At 68.7% G+C, this 15,184-nt stretch carries 14 protein-coding genes and 1 pseudogene; 9 read left to right on the forward strand and 6 right to left on the reverse strand.

All coding sequences use genetic code 11. The features are described from left to right. Positions 1 to 621 (forward strand): FAD-dependent monooxygenase (locus AB0J76_RS45095; RefSeq protein WP_364393494.1); only part of this gene is annotated, 621 nt, incomplete at its 5' end. Between the two features lie 558 nt (positions 622 to 1,179). Here the strand turns inward: AB0J76_RS45095 and AB0J76_RS45100 are convergent. Further along, positions 1,180 to 4,326, reverse strand: a complete 3,147-nt coding sequence (locus AB0J76_RS45100; RefSeq protein ID WP_352330000.1) for a BTAD domain-containing putative transcriptional regulator — start codon at positions 4,324 to 4,326, stop codon at positions 1,180 to 1,182. Between the two features lie 141 nt (positions 4,327 to 4,467). Here AB0J76_RS45100 and AB0J76_RS45105 point away from each other — a divergent pair, with 141 nt between their 5' ends. The 3 genes from AB0J76_RS45105 to AB0J76_RS45115 are packed head-to-tail and all read left to right on the forward strand — an operon-like array spanning position 4,468 to position 7,648. Continuing rightward, a complete protein-coding gene (locus AB0J76_RS45105) occupies positions 4,468 to 5,613 on the forward strand; it encodes a serine hydrolase domain-containing protein (RefSeq protein ID WP_352329999.1) in 1,146 nt (381 codons plus the stop codon). Between the two features lie 42 nt (positions 5,614 to 5,655). Beyond that, a complete protein-coding gene (locus AB0J76_RS45110; RefSeq protein ID WP_364393498.1) occupies positions 5,656 to 6,438 on the forward strand; it encodes a DUF4097 family beta strand repeat-containing protein in 783 nt (260 codons plus the stop codon). Positions 6,439 to 6,490: 52 nt separating this feature from the next. Continuing rightward, on the forward strand, positions 6,491 to 7,648 hold the full coding sequence (locus AB0J76_RS45115) for a serine hydrolase domain-containing protein (protein WP_352330666.1): 1,158 nt from the start codon (positions 6,491 to 6,493) through the stop codon (positions 7,646 to 7,648). 141 nt (positions 7,649 to 7,789) lie between these two features. On the opposite strand, the gene AB0J76_RS45120 is transcribed toward AB0J76_RS45115, so the two are convergent. Together AB0J76_RS45120 and AB0J76_RS45125 are read right to left on the reverse strand one after the other, a co-directional pair. After that, positions 7,790 to 7,936 (reverse strand): hypothetical protein, encoded by a 147-nt coding sequence (locus tag AB0J76_RS45120; protein ID WP_352330667.1) that lies wholly within the window; start codon positions 7,934 to 7,936, stop codon positions 7,790 to 7,792. A gap of 99 nt (positions 7,937 to 8,035) precedes the next feature. Beyond that, positions 8,036 to 8,395, reverse strand: coding sequence for a Tn3 family transposase (locus AB0J76_RS45125; RefSeq protein WP_352330669.1), 360 nt, complete (start codon positions 8,393 to 8,395; stop codon positions 8,036 to 8,038). A gap of 95 nt (positions 8,396 to 8,490) precedes the next feature. Here AB0J76_RS45125 and AB0J76_RS45130 point away from each other — a divergent pair, with 95 nt between their 5' ends. Next, positions 8,491 to 9,015, forward strand: a complete 525-nt coding sequence (locus AB0J76_RS45130) for a hypothetical protein (RefSeq protein ID WP_352330671.1) — start codon at positions 8,491 to 8,493, stop codon at positions 9,013 to 9,015. A gap of 518 nt (positions 9,016 to 9,533) precedes the next feature. Here the strand turns inward: AB0J76_RS45130 and AB0J76_RS45135 are convergent. The 3 genes and pseudogenes from AB0J76_RS45135 to AB0J76_RS45145 form a co-directional block, all read right to left on the reverse strand. After that, positions 9,534 to 9,938: pseudogene (locus AB0J76_RS45135) on the reverse strand (hypothetical protein); the annotation flags it as partial. 1,071 nt (positions 9,939 to 11,009) lie between these two features. After that, a complete protein-coding gene (locus AB0J76_RS45140; RefSeq protein ID WP_352326680.1) occupies positions 11,010 to 11,705 on the reverse strand; it encodes a hypothetical protein in 696 nt (231 codons plus the stop codon). Then, positions 11,702 to 12,271 carry an RNA polymerase sigma factor gene (locus AB0J76_RS45145; RefSeq protein ID WP_352326681.1) on the reverse strand — a complete coding sequence of 190 codons (570 nt, stop codon included), beginning with the start codon at positions 12,269 to 12,271 and terminating at the stop codon, positions 11,702 to 11,704. The genes AB0J76_RS45140 and AB0J76_RS45145 overlap by 4 nt, the downstream gene beginning before the upstream one ends. A 324-nt stretch (positions 12,272 to 12,595) precedes the next feature. Between AB0J76_RS45145 and AB0J76_RS45150 the strand changes: the two genes are divergently transcribed. From AB0J76_RS45150 to acpP, 4 genes are all read left to right on the forward strand, one after another. Beyond that, positions 12,596 to 12,949, forward strand: a complete 354-nt coding sequence (locus AB0J76_RS45150) for a hypothetical protein (RefSeq protein WP_364393504.1) — start codon at positions 12,596 to 12,598, stop codon at positions 12,947 to 12,949. A 231-nt stretch (positions 12,950 to 13,180) separates the two neighbouring features. Then, entirely contained in the window at positions 13,181 to 13,933 is a 753-nt protein-coding gene (locus AB0J76_RS45155) for a hypothetical protein (RefSeq protein ID WP_352326683.1), read from the forward strand. Beyond that, the gene (locus AB0J76_RS45160; RefSeq protein ID WP_352326684.1) at positions 13,930 to 14,187 is read left to right on the forward strand and encodes a hypothetical protein; all 258 of its coding nucleotides are present in this window, start codon (positions 13,930 to 13,932) and stop codon (positions 14,185 to 14,187) included. Before AB0J76_RS45155 ends, AB0J76_RS45160 begins: the two co-directional genes overlap by 4 nt. A 727-nt stretch (positions 14,188 to 14,914) precedes the next feature. Next, positions 14,915 to 15,160 carry an acyl carrier protein gene (gene acpP, locus AB0J76_RS45165; RefSeq protein WP_352326685.1) on the forward strand — a complete coding sequence of 82 codons (246 nt, stop codon included), beginning with the start codon at positions 14,915 to 14,917 and terminating at the stop codon, positions 15,158 to 15,160. The last annotated feature ends 24 nt before the right edge of the window (positions 15,161 to 15,184 follow it).

Consider the following 15,184-nt stretch of genomic DNA (forward strand, 5'->3'; position numbering starts at 1 on the left):
CACTTCCCGGCGGCGGGACAGGGCCTCAACACCGGTCTGCAGGACGCCATGAACCTGGGGTGGAAGCTCGCCGCCCAGGTCAAGGGCTGGGCTCCCGAAGGACTGCTGGACTCCTACGACGCCGAGCGCCGCCCGGTCGGCGCGGCCGTCACCGCCAACACCGAGGTGCAGACGCTGCTGATGGAACTGACTCTGGTGCCGCAGTACCGGCGGCCGGTCATGGCACTGCGCGGCATGCTCGACAGCCTCCTGCGCATCGGGGAGGTCAACCACGACCTCGCCGCCTCGGTCTCGGCGATCGGCACCCACTACGGCGACGGCTTCCCGGCCGGGGCCCGGGTGCCCGACCTGCCGATCAGCGTCGCAGAGCGGCCCGAGGTTGAGCGTCTGTACGAATTGCTGCACGACGGGCGATTCCTGCTCGTCCATACGGGAAAGCGGGCCGGCACGCCCGGCGGCCGGGACGACCGCATGCAGATCGTCACCGCCACGGCCTGGCAGCCCTCGCCCGACCTGGAGCAGGCCGAGGCGCTCCTCGTCCGGCCGGACGGGCACCTCGCCTGGGCGGGGCCGATGGAGGCCGAGCAACAGGCCCTGCTGGACTGGACGGGGGCGGCTTGACCCGCCCCGCCACGGCGGGCCCCTGCTGAACGCCGGACGAGCCTGGTCCAGATCGGACGGCGAGGTTTCCAGACTGTCAAACGCTGAGACGTGGCGACCGTCGCGGTTTCCGTCAGGTGCGCGGATCGCCTGCCGTCCCCGCTGCTTGGACATGGAGAGGCGCGGCGGGCGGCAGGGGAGATCTTGACCGGGCAGGGGGCGAAACCTACGCTCGCGGGAGCGTTCCCAAGCCGGCCGCAAGCCGGCCACCCGCGACACCTTCCACAGACGGACGCGCCCCACGCGCGCGGGGAATCCCGGCGATCCGGGCGACGCCGCGCGAGCCGGAGACACAGCCGATCAACGAGGAGTGCTCGTGAGCCCCGAGCCGAGGGCGGCGCCGGCGGCTGCGCTGTGAATGTGTCCTGTCCCAAGGAGCCGCGATGGTGTTTCGGCTCGCTACCGGGGCAGCACCGCAGTGCTCGTTGCCGTCATCGGCCAGCCGATCCGGGCCGTTCACCTCGTAACTGGCCTGCCTCATGTACGACAATCGGCTCAAACGCCCCTGCCACCCTGGACCTATACACGTAGCTTTGTCAGACGGTCGGTGGCCTCGTGTGGGGTCAGGTCGGCGCCCCCTTCATAGGCGCTGTCGTAGTTGGTACGGCCGAGCGACTCCGCGAGCATCTCCGAGAGGCAGCGCAGTTCGGTGTCGCCGTGGTCGAAGGCGCCGCGGATGGCCTGACTCAGGCCGAGCGCGGTGGCCGCGCCTGCCGGATCGCCCTCCAGCAACAGTAGCCTGGCCAGGAGTTGAGCAGCCAAGGGGGCATCCAGGATCGCCTGCGCCGCCTCGACAGCGCGAGGCATCAGTTCGCGGGCGCGTACGGCGTCGCCAGCGGTGAGGAGGTTGGCTACCCGAGCGAGGAGCAGCCGAGGGTCGATGGCCTCCGCCGACTGGGGCAGCTTGCGCAGGAGCGCCTCCATCCGGTCGAGCGCTTGATCGGCGCTTTCTACCTCTCCGGAGCGGCGGTGCAGTTCTGCCTGGATGCCGAGCACCTCGATCTCCAACGCCGGCTGGCCACGCCGCCAGGCCGCTCGTTCGGCGGTGTCGATGTCGCGCCTCGCGCCGGCCAGGTCGCCGGCGCGCATGCGTTCCGTGGCGAGCCCGAGCCGGGTGGAGACCTCATCCTGCGAGCCGAGGTCGGTGGCGATCGCGAGGCTATGCTCGTAGGCGGTGATCGCCTGGTCGTGGTCTCCGGCGATGGCGTGGATCTGGGCCAGGCCGTACAGCGCCTTCGCCGTCCACCACCGATCGCCTGTCTCCTCGAACAGGCGCAGTGCCGTGGTCATCGCGGTCGCGGTGCTCTCCCGGTCGCCCTGTTCGCGATGGCGCATGGCTTCGATCATGAAGGTGCAGGCGATCGCCCAGCGGTCCGGGCCGCTGCGCACCCGGGCGATTTCTTGATCGACCAGCTCGTCCAGCCCGAGTATCGCCGCCATCACCAGCACTATCGTCAGCAGCATCGGATAGCGGCGCAGCGCGCCCGTGCGCGCGCAGTCGCCGATGAGCGCGCAGAGCCGCTCGTGGTCAGTGATCGGCCCGCCCTCGACGCCCACCAGGTGGATCGCGGTGAACGCGGCGCGGGCGTCCGCGGGCAGCGCGTCGCCGAACTCGGTGACCTTGGCGATGTAGGTCTCGGCCCGGGCGTCGTAGCGGAGCATGACCCAGTACCAGTACAGCGGTCCGAGCATCCGGGCCGCGGTCTCGGCGTCGTCTCCGTCGATGGCCGTTTGCAGGGCGTACATCAGGTTGTCGTACTCAGCCTGGAACAGCCGCAGCGACTCCGCCTGCTTGTCCGAGCGCAGCAGCGGCTCGTGCGCGTCGGCCAGGTCCGCGAAGTACCGGGTGAGCCCACGCAGGACGGCGTCGGTCTCTCCTGCGAGTCGAAGCTTCCCCGCCGCGTATGCCCGGATGGTTTCCAGCATCCGGTAGCCGTCGCCGGCCCGCTCCACGATGGATTTGTCGACCAGGGAGTCCAGGAGGTAGACGACCTCGTCCGCGGGAAGCGTCTCATCCGCGCAGACCGCTTCGATCACCGCGATACCCGTCCGCGCCGGAAATATCGATATCCGGGCGGCCAGTGTGCGCTCTCGTGAGGTGAGGAGATCCCAGCTCCACTCAATGACCGCATGGAGCGTCTGCTGACGGGGCTGGGCGGTCCGGTTACCGGTGCTGAGCAGCCGGAAGCGGTCATCCAGCCGCCGGGCGATCTGCTCGGCGCTCATGGTCCGCAGGCGTGCCGCGGCCAGTTCCAGGGCGAGCGGCAGCCCGTCCAGCCGGCGCACGATGTCCACGACCGGCCGCGCGGTCGACGCGTCCAGCGCGAAGCCGGGTCGTACGGCTCCCGCCCGGTCGAGGAACAGCCGCACCGCGGCCGATGCGGAGCCACGATCGCGATCCGCGTGCGCCGGGGGGAGGCCGAGGGGTCCCAGGCGGCACAGCGCCTCACCCATGACGTCCAGCGGTTCCCGGCTCGTGGCGAGAATGGTCAGGTCCGGCTGGCGCTCCAGCAACTGCCCGGCGAACTCCGCGACGGCTCCGGAGATCTGTTCGCAGTTGTCCAGAACCAGCACGCCTTCACCACCGGCGAGCAGGTTGACCACCCGCTCCAGTAGCGTGCCGGCCGGCTGGGCTCCGGCGAGGCTGATCGTGCTCAGCACCGCCTCCACCAGCCCGTCGACCGTGTTCACCGCGGCCAGGGAGACCAGCCAGGCCCGGCCTCGCTGATGGACCCGATGCCGGCTCACGGCCTCCACGGCCAGCCGGGTCTTGCCCACTCCCCCGGGGCCCACGACGGTGACCAGCCGGGAGGACTCCAGCAACCCGGCCAGCAACCTCAGCTCCTCCTGCCTGCCGACGAAGCTGGTCAGCGGGGCGGGCAGACGTCCTGGCACTGCGTGCGGCCGAGCCTGTCGCGCCTGGGGGTACTCCCGCTCACCCCGCAGTACGGCGAGGTAGGTCTCGCGGAGGTCCTCGGAGGGGTCGACGCCCAGTTCCTCGGCGAGGGTGCCGCGGACCTGGTCGAACACGGCCAGCGCGTCGAACTGGCGGCCTGCCGCCTGCAACGCTCGCATGCGCAATCCGGCCAGGCGTTCGCGCAGCGGGTGACCGGCGGCCATCGCCGCCATATCGGCCAAGATCTCGTCGTGGTGGCCCAGTCGCAGCTCCGCCTCGAAACGGTCTTCCATGGCCGCGACCCGTAGCTCGTCCAGCCGCGCGCCGGCCGTGGCGGCGAAGGGGGTGTCACGCACGTCGGCCAGCGCGCCTCCCCTCCACAGCGCCAGCGCCTCGTCCAGCAGCCAGGCCGCTCGCCGCACGTCACCCGCGGCCAGTTCGCGACCGCCCCGCTTCGCCTTCTCCTCGAACCGACAGGCGTCGACGTCCTCGGCGCGTACGCGCAGGCGGTACCCGCCGGCCGCCCTCTCCACGACCTCGGCCTCGCCCAGAGCTTTGCGCAGCCGATGCACCAGCCCATGCAGTGCGTTGACGGTGCCCCCGCGCGGATGCTCCCCCCACAGGCCGTCAACGAGCGCGTCGACCGGCACCATCTCACCCTCGGCCAGAGCCAGCCGGGCCAGCAGCGCTCGGACCATGACGCCGCCGACCTCGATCGGCGTGCCGTCGTCGGCACAGGCCCGGACCGGTCCCAGCAACTCCATCCGCATGCACAAAGGCTATGAGCACAACGACGCGCACGTGCCGTTTGAAAGTGGCGCCATACCGGCTAAAAGAGCGTTCTAAGACGCATGTAAGCGCCGGTGGACACCCTGGAGGACGTACGGAAGAAACGTCCGAAAGGCAGTGCAATGGCAGCACACGAGAACGTGCAGCAGGTGCTCGACTGGTCGGTGGCCGAGGTCGGCATTCCCGGCATCGTCGCCGAGGTCAAAGACGGCGACCGCACCTGGTTCGGCACCGCTGGCGTGGCCGACATCACAACCGGCTCCCCGCGCGTGCCGGGCGAGTACTTTCACGCCGGCAGCAGCGGCAAGGCCTTCACGGCCGCGACGCTTCTGGCCCTGGAGGCCGAGGCCGGCCTCAGCCTCGACGACCCGGTCAACGCCCACCTGCCCGGCGTGCTGGACGTCAACGGCTACGACGGCAACAAGATCACCATCAGGCACCTGCTCAGCAACACCAGCGGCCTGTTCGCCACCGGCCTGGCCCCGGAGGTCAGCCACCGCTACGCCACCCGCTCCGGGTTCGACCGGCATCGCTTCGACACCTTCAGCACCGAGGAGCTGCTGCGGGTGGCGGTGTCCCAGCCGCCGGTCGGTGCGCCCGGCGAACGCTTCGAGTACGCCAACGGCGGCTTCTACATCGCCGGCGCGATCATCGAGAAGGTCGCCGGCAACAGCTACGCCGACGAGGTCGACCGCCGGGTCGTCCAGCCGCTCGGCCTGACCCACACCCGCGTGCGCCCCCCCACCGAGACCGGTTACCCCAGTCCGCATCCGCGCGGCTACTCCCACCAGTTCCTCAAGGACGGCGCCGACCCGGCAGCGGTCACCCCAGAGAACTGGCAATCGCTGATGGAGGAGCCCGGCCTGCCGCCTCTGGACGTCACCGAGTTCAACTCCTCCCCGGGCTACGCGGCCGGCAACATCGTCACCACTACGACGGACATGATCCGCTTCTTCAACGCGATGACCACCGGCAGCCTGCTTCCGCCCTCCCAGCATCGGCAGATGTGGACCACCGTCTCCACCGAGGGCAGCTACTGGATGCCGCACACCCGCTACGGCCTGGGCCTGTTCGAATTCGACGAGCAGGCGACCGGCGGCCGGACGTTGCGCGGCGTCGGCGGCAGCTTCTGGGGCTCCTATTTCTTCGCGGTCGGCACTCCCGATGGCCGGCACACCGTCGCCGTGCACACCAACACCGAGTGGAAGTCCTGGGACCCCATGTTCAAAGTCATCAAAGCGGAGTTCGGCGTTTCCATCGGTGCGTAAGCACGCCGCCCGCCACCGACCCCCGCTGAAAGTGGACCATCAATGGATACCTTTGACACACCGGAGCCGATCGTCGCCGTCGTGTCGTTCACCGCGGCCGACATCCGCATCAGCGCGACCCAGCGCACCGACACCACCGTCGAGGTACGGCCGGCCGATCCGGCCGACGCCACCGACGTCGCGGCCGCCGAACGCGCCCGCGTCACCTACGCGGGCGGCCGCCTGACGGTCAAGGACCGCTCGAGCATCCGATCCCTGCCCGGCTGCGTCGCGGTGACGGTCGAGCTGCCCAGCGGCTCGGCGCTCGACATCAGCCTCCGCGACGGGCACCTGAACGGCCAGGGCCGCCTGGGCGAGGTACGGGCCCACGTCTCCCGTGGCCACATCCACCTCGCCCGCACCGGCGAGTCGCGCCTGAGCACCGACGACGGCGACATCACCGTGGCCACGTCCGGGGGCACGGCTGCCCTCACCACCGCCCGCGGCCAGATCAAGGTCGGCGAGAGCATCGGCGCCACCGTGATCGGCAACGGCGCCGGGGACGTCACGGTGGACCGGGCCGCCGACGGCCTGCGCGTGACCGTCGAGCAAGGCGCCGTCAAGGTCGGCGCGATGGCGCGCGGGCGCGCCGATCTGGACGTCGGCGCCGGGACGATCGACGTCGGGATCCCGGACGGCAGCGCCGTACTGCTGGACGCCAAAACCACGCTCGGCAGGGTCCGCGACAACCTGGGCGACGACCCCGGGATGTCGGCCGGCAACACCGTCGAGCTCCACGCCCACGTCGCCCAGGGCGACATCCTGCTCCACCGTGTCACCAGCTAACTCACGGATTTCCCCATGCGAACACTTCACTTGCATGAAAGGCGATCGACCCATGATCAAGACCCTCCGCACCGCCGCCTGCCTGCTCGCCGCCGCAGCTGCCGTGACCGTGAGCGCGTCGCCGGCGGCGGCCGACGACCACGCCGGACTCCAGCGGGTGCTTGACCAAGCCGTGGCTGACGGCATGCCGGGTGCCATGGCCGACGTCCGCGACGGCCGCAGGTCATGGTTCGGTACGGCAGGCGTGGCCGACACCGAGACCGGCCGCAAGCGCAGCCGGCAGGACTACTTCCGGGCCGGCAGCACCACCAAGACATTCGTCGCTGTCGTGGTGTTGAAGCTGGCGGCCGAGGGCCGGCTGAGCCTGGATGACACCGTGGACAAGTGGCTGCCCGGCGTGGTGAAGGGCAACGGCCACGACGGCAGCAAGATCACCATCCGGCAGCTGCTCAACCAGACCAGCGGCATCTTCCCCTACACCTCGGACGCGGACCTGGCGACCAGACAGTGGAGCACCGCCTTCCTCAAGGTCCGTTTCAACAGCTACCGTCCCGAGGACCTGGTGAAGACAGCCATGGGCAACCCACCCTCCTTCGAGCCTGGCAAGGGGTGGGGCTACTCCAACACCAACTTCATCCTCGCCGGGATGATCATCGAGAAGGTCACCGGCAGGTCCTACGCCGACGAGATCAACCGGCGCATCATCCGCCCGCTCGGCCTGAGGAAGACGTACCTGCCGGGCGAAGTCACGAAGCTGCGCAAGCCGCACGCACGGCACTACGTCAAGTTCCTGGTCGGCGAGGACACCACAACCCCCTACGACCTCACCGACATGAACCCCTCCTGGGCCGGGGCAGCCGGCAGCATCGTCTCGACCATGAGCGACCTGCACACCTTCTATCGGGCAGTGCTGAGCGGCCGTGTGCTGCCGCCCGCACAGCAAAAGGAGATGTTCACCACCGTCTCCACCAAGGGCGTGCACTGGATCGACAACACCGCCTACGGGCTCGGCGTCTTCTCCCAGAAGCTGTCCTGCGGCGCGACGGTCTGGGGCAACGGCGGCAGGATCCACGGCTCCTGGACGTACGCGATGGGCACCCGAGACGGCAAGCACATGGTCGTCACCAACATCAACGGCGACTGGGACAACCCGATCAGCATCCTCACCAAGGAAATGGAAGCGGAGATGTGCCCGCCGAATTCCCGGTAATCACTCGATATCACCGGCTCATCCGGCCTCACAAGCACGAGGCCCGATGAGCTCGCGCACCGCATGCGACTCGGCGGACACCTTCCCGGCCATGCCGAACCTGGAGCGCGCCGGCAGCAGCCGGGCTGTGAGTCCCGGTGGTCAATGGCCAGGAAATTCCGGCGCGGTCTCGGCGCGGCGGGCGGCGTCCTGGTCGGGATGCTCCGGCGCGCCGGCGACGAACCGCTGGTCGCCCTCCAGCAGCATCGCCAAGGCATCATCGGGCGTCAGCGTCAGCATCTCGGTCATGACCGCACGCTACCGGGACTGCTGAACCGGCTCCGCGCAGACGCCCCGCCGGCGCCTCGGAGATCACGCGGCCAGCTCAACGTCGGTGAAGTCGACCTCCTACAGCAGGGGGTCGAACGGATCCGGCCGATGGCGCAGCTCGTCAGTGGCGTACGCGCCGAAGCGGCTGATGTGGGCCCGCAGGTAGGGCGCGATCTGGCCGAGCTGGTCGGCGGTGATGCTCCAGCCCTCGGCAACCAGCTGCCGCACGACGTCGGAGATGTCCAGGGCGTTGTGGAAGACGACCAGGTTGGCCAGCAGCGTGTTGAACTTGATCAGTTTCTCCTGCTCTTCGGGGTCGTTGTCGGCCAGCACCCCGCCGAAGCCGAGCCACTTGGAAAATCCGTTGTAGGACTCGACCTTGTTGGTCGCCGCGGTGACCCGCGCCCGCAGCGCCGGGCCGGCCAGATACCGCAGCATTGTGTGGAATCTGATTTGTCAAGCGTGGCCCTGCGGCTCGGCAGTGGATATCGGCTGGCCGGTTTCGCGATGAACCTGGACAATAGCCTGTCGTGATGGGCATCTCCGGCTTCGAGCCGACCTTCCTCGTCGGACTCAAAGCCATCAGCGAGGAACACGGACCGGGCCTGGCCGCGCTGGTCGGCCGGTGTCTGACCGGGTTCGCGCTCGTGCGTTTCGTCGAGGACGGGGACTGGTATGCCGACTGCCCCGTCGTCCTGGACTTCGACGGCGTCCAGGTAGAGATCAGCCACTCGAAGTTCGATGAGCTGTCGATCGGCTGGAACACCATCGACACGACGGCTGCGATCGCCGGCTGGGAGTGGTTCGAGCTGACTCCGGCGTGGTCCGGAGCCGATGAACAGCTTGAGCCGTTCATCGGCCAGGAGCTGCGCGAGGTGGCGCTGCTTGAGTGGCGGCCATCACGTCGCGATATGGCGGCTGGGACCCTCGCTGTGGAGTTCGTGTTCGACAACACTGGCCGCTTCCATATCGCCAACGCTCTTGATGAGAACAGCATCGAGGTCGGCGACGCCCACCCGCAGTGGGTGCGGCACCCACTCGGCTGCGGCGCGGCCTGACCAGGTCGGCCTCCGGTTGATCTCGATGACCGGCAGCAGGGTCGCCTGGGCCGGGGCACTGATGTGCCGGGTGTGGGCCCGGCGGGGGTGGGGGTGTCGGCGAGTTGGCCGAGCAGCCGGTCCAGGGCAGCCTGGCCGTCGTCGACCGCGGCGCGTTCGTCGTCGGTGAGGGGGATGGCGGCAAGCATGTGTTGCAGGTTGTCCTTGGCCTCCAGCAGCAGCGCCTTGGAGGAGTCCTTCGGGGTGTAGAAGTCGCATTTGGCGCAGGCCATCCGGTGCTGGCACTGCTCGAAGAAGGTGTGGTTGCAGAACCCGTGTCCCAGGTCGGAGTACTGCCACGGCTCGCCGGCGGCCGCGGCCCCGTTCTCGACGGCTTCCCGGTCGACCAGGACCTCGATGGTTCGGACGTTGCGTTCGAAGTAGCCCGCGTCGCGGTAGGCCCTGGACAATGTGTTCGGGGTGATCTTGGCGTAGTGCTGGGTGGTGTCGGCCGACTTGTGCCCGAGCCAGGCCTGAAGCTCGAACAGGGTCATCGGCTCCTTGGCGTTGTAGAGCTGCGTGGCGATGGTGGAGCGGGCCCGGTGGCTGGTGATGTTGCCGCGGACGTCGGTGCTCGGCACTCCGGCCTTCCGGCAGAGGGAGGGGATGACCGCGCTGTCGATGTAGGTCTTGGCCATGCGCTTGGCGCGGTGGGCGAACAGGAAGTGGACCTGCTCAGAGGTCTTGCGGTCCAGCATGGCCGGCTGCTGGGGCCGGACGGTCTGCCACGCCTCGATCGCCTGGCCGAGCAGCGGGTCGACGGGTTTGGTGAACGCGGTGCCGGTCTTGTGCGTGGGGACGTCCAGGAGGCAGACCGCCTCGGTGGCCAGCACGTCACGTCGTCGGCGGAGATCGGGACGCCGTCGTGCTGCCATCGGATGCATCCGACGCGCAGCCGGGAGATCTCGTCACTGCGCAGGCCGCCGAACAGCCAGGTGAGCGTGACCGCTCGGATCAGCTCCATCGGGTAGCCCAGCCCGTAGGTGTGGTCGGACAGTCCTCGGGTTCGAGGTTGAGCCCGGCCCAGAGGGATGCTCTGCCGCGAGCCATCGTGCCGCCTTGGCAATGATCGTCCGATAGGTGCCCCTGACCTTGGGAGACAGCGTGGAGGTGGCATGCCAGCGTTCGATCATCTCCACCCATGCGTCGGGGACGCCGTCGATGTCGGGCGTCACCGCGTGAATCGGCTTGGGTGGCGGGCCTGCGTGGCCGAGCGCGAGAGCGAGGACCTCAGATCCTGGTGTCCCGGCCCGGGTGCTCGAGAGGCTCCAAGTTGCGCCCGGCCCGCATTCCGATGGCGTGCCGGCCTACCTCCCCTGCCCGCCGAGACAGCTCAAGTGGGTGAAGGATCAAGGGCCGTCACATAATGCGGCTGGGGTGCGTCGACGCCCTCGATGCGCGGCACGCAGCCGCGTCAGCCAGTTGATGTGACGCTCGGGCCCCAGGTGGCCTGGCTGAACTCGAAGGCCTGGCGGTAGGCGCAGTCCCAGCACTTCTCGCCGTCGCGGGGTCGCGCACGTATCGCAGGTGACGGGGGCCCGCTGATGAACTGAGCCCCCGCTTCGTAACAGCAGGCCGCCAGGAGCGGAATCGCGTACGTGAGTCTTGTCCGACGCGCTCTCCGGCCGCTGTCTCGCCCACCCGACCTGCGGCCTCCACGGTCGATGTGGTGGTGGGCTCTGCCTGCGGCGCTGCTGGTCGCGCGGCGGTCTGGGGCGTCAGCGCCTGGCTGCTGCAGGATCTGGGCACGCTGCCCGTTCCCGAGCGGATCTCCGCCCGGATCGAGGCCGTCCGTACCGCGCCGGCGGCCGGCGCCGGCGTCGGCGCCGCGGGTGACACTCCCGCTGGCCGTACGCCGCCAACGGCACCAGGAACTAACTACCGCGGGCACACCGGTTGGTCGGCGCGGGCCTGCACTCCTGCGGGGCCATGGTCGCCCCGCAGAAGCCTCACTGTCAGCCTCCCGCCATCTCCTCGGCGTGCTCCTTGTCGTGCCCTCCCTCATCCACGAGTGTGCAGGGCCGCACGGAGCTACCCGCCTTGGCCAGCCAGGCCCCCAGGCTCCAGCTGACCCCCGGATCGTTGCCGAGCCTGAACTCCAGCACCAGGGTCTCTCCGGGCCTCATGAACTTCGGGGAGATCCTGAACTTGCCCTTGGAGATGGGGCGGATGACGTCCCTGGACCGCCAGTTCTCTGGCCGGTAGAACTCCTTACGTTGCTCCGCGGTCAAGTTCTTGGGGTTGGGCGAGCCATACATATGGTCCGCGCCGACGAACCGGCCGGACGCGCACTTCTTGTCCCGTGGGTTGTAGGTGACGTCGGCCTTGATGCCCTGGGCGTTCAGCGCGGTCTGCAAGCCTTCGGGATCCTGCAGCTCGTTGATCGTCACGATCAGCGTGCCGTCGGGGTTCTTCGCCACCGCGTAAGCGGGCTCGCCGTCCCCGATCATCAGCGGTGCGGCGACAACGGCCACCGCGACGCCGGCCGCGACCAGCAGCCGTGGACCGGTGAAGATCGCCCGGCCTCCCCCGAAGATGCGCCGGCGCGCGGGCGGGCCGTCCATTCCGTCCAGCAGCCGCCGCCGCGCTCCGGCGAGGTCGTCCGGAGTGCCCGGGGGAGTCACCCACATGGTTTTGAGCTCGTCCATCATTCTGCTCCTCGTTCTAGTGCCTGACGAACCCGGGTGCGGGCCCGGTTGAGTCGCGATCGCACGGTTCCCACAGGGATGGCAAGTGCGTCCGCGACCTCCTGGTAGCTCAGTTCGGCCCAGGCGACGAGCAGCAGCACATCGCGATCGGCTCGATTGAGTTTCAGCAACGCCCGTGCCAGCGGCCGGTTGACGGCCAGGGTGCCGACCCCGTCCTCGACCGGTGCGCCGGACACCTCCGCCGGATGCACCCCACTGCGGATGTAGGCGCGGTAGAGGCTCATCTCGGTGCGCCGATGCTTGCCGATCAAATTGGAGGCGATGCCGTACAGCCATGGGCGGGCGTTGGCGCGGGCCTTGTCGTAATCGCCCCGGCGCTGGAAGGCGGTCAGAAAGGTGTCGGCCACGACGTCCTCGGCCTGGCTGGGACCCAGTCGCCGGACCACGTAGCCATGGAGGTACGGCGCATGCCGGTCGAATAAAACGGCGAAGGTCTCCGGCTCGTTCAGCGACCTCTCGATGAGGGTCGCATCGTCAGCCTTGATGACGTCGCGTATGGGGTCATGCATGTCGACCCCTTCTTGGCGTATGCCGGTCACACGTACTCTTGTCGCGCCAGACCGAAATGGTTCACGCCTGTCTTCGACCCGAACCGATGAAGTGTCCGGGCCATACCCCGCAACGGCGCTGTCGGGCAACACCGCCTACTCGTCCGCCTCCCCGAGGACATAGTGAAGTCTTCGCCCGGTTCACCGAGCAGGTGCAGGCGCGGATGGCCGGTACGCGGATGGCGTCGCGGGACGCGTAGGCGGCCTGGACGCACGGGGTGTGCAGGCGTCGGTGACTACGCCGGCTCCGTCCTCGTAGCAGTCCGGCCCGAACGCACCATCTGCATGCCCTTCCTCGAAGGCCTCGCCACCGCTCCTGGTGGCCGGCAGATCCTCCTGGATGACGTGCATCGTCGTGTCCCGCTCTGCGGTCTTCTTCGACGCCCTCGTTCGGAAACCTCACATGTTGGGGGCAACGCCTACCTCGCTGACCGGAAGAACATTGTCAGCAAGAGCAAGGGGCTTGCCGACGAGGGCATCCATACCGCTGGTAACTGCAGTCATTTGATCACGCCGCATGGGCAGGGTGCTGGGAAGCCCTTCTTGGCCTGGATGGAAGCCTTCCTTGCCTTCGGCCTTGGCCGGTACTGCCCGACCACACTGGCACCGCTCGCCGCGGCGATGAACAGATTCCGATAAAACCTCGCTCCGCGGAGGCGTCCCTCCTCAATACTGGCGCCCAGTTCTCCTGGCCCACACCGGCAATCAGGTCCAGCACCCCGGCGGCCGGCCAGTCGCGGTAGTCCGTTCTCCGCTCTTGCAAGGGCGTGTCATGGACACGCAGAGGCAGTCATGTCGGAACCGAACCCGAGCGGCGAACACCCGTTCGCGCGTGGCCCCGTAACAGGGGCGCGGAACAGGCCACGGTGGATGGCGCGGATCCAGGTTCTGACCGGCCGTCAACGAGCGGTACTCCTCGGCGTGATCGGTGTCGTCATCGTGGCGCTGGTGGCCGAACTCATCTCTCTCACCTCCTCGCCCTCCGATTCTGAGAAGGCCCAGGCAGCTCGGCGAAACCTCCAGCCGTTCCGGGAAGCCGTTGACCAGCTGGCCGATGCCCCTGGCCTGCGCTACAAGGACACCTCGGCCTACGACATCACCGAGAATGACATCACCGTCACCGCCAGCGGCAGCCAGTTCGGCACCACCACCTCGGGGCGCAACACTGACCACGGTCAGGACGTGCTGCGCATCGGCGGCAAGACGTTCATGCGGTGGCAGGTCGACCCCGCCCCCAGAACGGACGTGCCGGCGGGCGAGAAGGCGCCGCCCAGCGAGTGGGCCGTGGGGATGGACGACGGCTCCGAGCTGATGGACGAGGCGCTGGCCCGCACCATCGCCCCCTCCAAGCTGGCGGCCGTGCTGGACACAGCCCTGACCGACCTGGAGAAGTCACCGCAGCCAGCGGACGAGCCGAAAACGTCGAGCACCTCCGGGCAGCAGCCGCTGAGCGTGAACGGAACGCCCGCGCTCAGCATCGACACCTCTGCCGGGCGTTTGCTGGTAACGAAGGACAAGCCGCACCGGGTGCTGCGGCTGGAGGCATACGACCTGCGCAAGGACCTCGCACGGGCGAGGGAACAGATCGAGCGTGGAGAGGAACTGACCGCCCCCGCAAGGTGACCATCGGGCCCCTGGCACCCGGCGACGCCGAGGGCATGGACCTGACCCCGATCCTCACCGAAGCTGCCGTCGACAAGATGTTCGACACCCTCGTCGAGTACGCCGACCAGCTCAAGAACGCGACCGACCATGGCATCACCTTCACCTTCACCCTCGACGGCGCAGGCGAGATGGACTGTAGCCCGTCGGACTGCACCGCCAGCCAGAACTTCACCGGAAGGAACGCGTCACCCAGGGCGAGGTCACCGCCGTGATGAGCGCCACCTTCTCCATTGACACCCCCTGACCCACCACGGCCGCCTGCAACCCGCCATCACCGCCGCCGAAGGCCGCCTGCTGGCCACCGCCCACACCGACGGCGGCTGGGGACAAACCCCCGCCGGAGCCCAGCGACCCGATCAGCACCGCCTACACCCTCACCGTCCTGGCACCCGCCCACCAGCACACCGCCACCATCAAGCGCGGCCTGGCCTACCTGCTGCGCCACCAGGACGCCGACGGCGGCTACACCACCTCCATCTCCGACCAAGCCGCACCACGCCAGGATCGTGCTCGGCGATGATCCCCCCGAGGCCGGGGCCCGGTGGTGAACGCTGATACGGCACAACGGGCCACCCGCGTGGCATCGGCCCTGGCCCTCCGGGCGGCCGGACGTCGACGCCGGTCGACGATATGCGCTCGATTTCGGCAATTATCGTCGGGCCCCCGAGACGCAGGACAGGGAGCCGCAGCGGGAGCGGCGACCGCGACCGGTGCCGAGTGTCCGGTTGGCGTCAGCGGCGGGGTCCCGGGCGGGTCACGGAGGTCTTCTCCCGAACGTGGCCGCAGCCAACGCCACGGAACGCTAGATAGCCATGCTGCGAGGACTGTCGGACATGTGAGTCGTCGGCAAGGGGCGTGACCTGCGCATGTCGAACCGCCAGTGAGTGTTCTCGCATGAGAGGCTCGAAGCGATTCGTCCGGGCGAGCCAGGGGGGCTACGTGACCACCGAGACCACGATCGAGGCGCGGGTAAAGAAGATCATCGCCGAACAGCTCGACCTCACGAGGGAGGTGAACCCCAACGCCTTGATCATTGATGACCTCGGAGCCGACGATATGGCCATGGCTGAGATCATCGCGGCCTTGGAGGAGGAGTACAACCTGGAGATCCCCGAGGGGGACGCCGGATATATCCGCACTGTCAACGATGCGATCACCTACGTCCAAAGGCGAGCGCAGCGCTAGGAGGCCGGCGCTCGGGTCCGTGTC

It is taken from the genome of Nonomuraea sp. NPDC049624, assembly GCF_040675255.1.
In the GTDB taxonomy this organism is placed as follows: domain Bacteria; phylum Actinomycetota; class Actinomycetes; order Streptosporangiales; family Streptosporangiaceae; genus Nonomuraea.

What these genes read in the sequence shown, in the direction of transcription:
- AB0J76_RS45100 (WP_352330000.1), bottom strand. Translation starts at nt 4,326, where the DNA reads ATGCGGATGGAGTTGCTGGGACCGGTCCGGGCCTGTGCCGACGACGGC.
- AB0J76_RS45105 (WP_352329999.1), top strand. Translation starts at nt 4,468, where the DNA reads ATGGCAGCACACGAGAACGTGCAGCAGGTGCTCGACTGGTCGGTGGCC.
- AB0J76_RS45110 (WP_364393498.1), top strand. Translation starts at nt 5,656, where the DNA reads ATGGATACCTTTGACACACCGGAGCCGATCGTCGCCGTCGTGTCGTTC.
- AB0J76_RS45115 (WP_352330666.1), top strand. Translation starts at nt 6,491, where the DNA reads ATGATCAAGACCCTCCGCACCGCCGCCTGCCTGCTCGCCGCCGCAGCT.
- AB0J76_RS45120 (WP_352330667.1), bottom strand. Translation starts at nt 7,936, where the DNA reads ATGACCGAGATGCTGACGCTGACGCCCGATGATGCCTTGGCGATGCTG.
- AB0J76_RS45125 (WP_352330669.1), bottom strand. Translation starts at nt 8,395, where the DNA reads ATGCTGCGGTATCTGGCCGGCCCGGCGCTGCGGGCGCGGGTCACCGCG.
- AB0J76_RS45130 (WP_352330671.1), top strand. Translation starts at nt 8,491, where the DNA reads ATGGGCATCTCCGGCTTCGAGCCGACCTTCCTCGTCGGACTCAAAGCC.
- AB0J76_RS45140 (WP_352326680.1), bottom strand. Translation starts at nt 11,705, where the DNA reads ATGATGGACGAGCTCAAAACCATGTGGGTGACTCCCCCGGGCACTCCG.
- AB0J76_RS45145 (WP_352326681.1), bottom strand. Translation starts at nt 12,271, where the DNA reads ATGCATGACCCCATACGCGACGTCATCAAGGCTGACGATGCGACCCTC.
- AB0J76_RS45150 (WP_364393504.1), top strand. Translation starts at nt 12,596, where the DNA reads ATGCCCTTCCTCGAAGGCCTCGCCACCGCTCCTGGTGGCCGGCAGATC.
- AB0J76_RS45155 (WP_352326683.1), top strand. Translation starts at nt 13,181, where the DNA reads ATGGCGCGGATCCAGGTTCTGACCGGCCGTCAACGAGCGGTACTCCTC.